The sequence below is a fragment of the Bradyrhizobium sp. JR4.3 genome (assembly GCF_040547695.1).
GTDB lineage: Bacteria > Pseudomonadota > Alphaproteobacteria > Rhizobiales > Xanthobacteraceae > Bradyrhizobium > Bradyrhizobium canariense.
On the sequence record NZ_JBEPQF010000094.1, the window covers coordinates 1 to 1449 of the forward strand.

Annotated in this window: 1 protein-coding gene; it reads right to left on the reverse strand. The window is 59.5% G+C overall.

The annotated features are described in order from the left end of the window. Window positions 1–49 precede the first annotated feature (49 nt). Window positions 50–1357 carry an IS701 family transposase gene (locus tag ABIB91_RS41655; RefSeq protein ID WP_354172986.1) on the reverse strand — a complete coding sequence of 436 codons (1308 nt, stop codon included), beginning with the start codon at window positions 1355–1357 and terminating at the stop codon, window positions 50–52. Window positions 1358–1449: the final 92 nt, after the last annotated feature.

Genomic DNA, 1449 nt, shown 5'->3' on the forward strand with positions numbered 1-1449 from the left:
CTAGCACTACTTTGGCACTTTTGTTTTAGCGATTCCTACGAGGAGCCTTTCACAATGGGAGCATCGCAGGGGTGGAGGGCGTTCGAAGAGATCGAGAATGGCTTGCCTGATGGCGGGCATGCTGGGCTGGGGTGGCGGTCCTACGATTCTTTTTTTTCCGTCCCGCTGCTTTGAGGCGGCGGGATTGGAGGAAGGCGTAGGCGATCATCGTCATCAAGGTATGTCTGTGTAAGCCTGTCCAGGATCTGCCTTCGAAGTGGTCGAGCCCAAGCTCTTCCTTGAGTTGCTGGTGCGCCTGTTCACAGACCCATCTGGCCTTGATGGCGGCTGTAAGCATCACGATGGTGGCATCGGCCGGCAGGTTCGACACATAATATTTTTGCTCTCCGGTCGATCGCCGCTCGCCGACGAGCCAGACCTCGTCGCCAGGCATGCACTGCATACGATTATCGAGCATCCGATGCTTATGACCGTCCGCAACCCGAACACGGCGGGCCGCGAAGCGACAGCTCAGCCGGCCCTTGGTCCCCCGTCGCCAGCTGACCTTTCGCCATTTCTCTCCGTTCAACGTTGCCTCGGCGGAAACCGGAGGCCGGTCAGGAATGTGGTATTTGCGGCGCTTTCCAGTTTTTGCGATGGGGAAGATAAGGGCAACGTCCGCGGGGTAGACGTTCTGGCGTCGCGACAGTCCCACTGCCCACAGCAGCCCGCGCTCGCTCAAAGCCTGGCGGAAAGGCCCACTTGATCCGTATCCTGAATCGGCAAGCACACAGCCGAAACGTACGCCGGAGGCGATGACACGATCGATTTCTTCGATCGCGATCTCCGGCTTTGTTAGAGCTATCTGCCGATCCTTCGGCACGTGGGCTTGCCTCATGCGCTCGGGATCGTTCGTCCAGGTCTCGGGTAGAAATAGCCGCAGCCCGACCATCACCGGCACTTCGCGCGATGCCAGCGTCACCGAGACCAGAGACTGACAGTTGGCTGTCTTGCCAAGGGCTGAAGCGTATTGCGGCGCCACGCCGACCGAGCGCTCCCCCTTCTTCGGCAGCGCCGTATCGTCGATGATCAGCCAGGCGTCATCACTGCCAACCATCTTGTCGGCCTCGGCAAGCAGGACTTTCTCCAGCGGGGCCGCATCCCATACACCACTTGCTATGAAGTGATGCAGCTGGTCGTAGCCGACCTGTCCGTCGCGCGCTGCCATGGGCTGGATGCTCTTGCGATCGCCGGAGCCAATCAGTCCCGCCACATAGGCTGGGCACATCTGTCGCCGAGCCTTGTGACCCAATCGATCCAAAAACGGCTCCAGAAAGCGTCCAAGCTCCTTCCGCCAATCCGATCTCCCGCCTCCCATGGTCGGCCCCTCCACAAGCCGACAACCCATGAGTCACAAAAAAACTGATTTGGGAATCCCGCGCAGCTTAAACTCTGCCAAAGTAGTGCTAG

What these genes read in the sequence shown, in the direction of transcription:
- ABIB91_RS41655 (WP_354172986.1), bottom strand. Translation starts at nt 1,357, where the DNA reads ATGGGAGGCGGGAGATCGGATTGGCGGAAGGAGCTTGGACGCTTTCTG.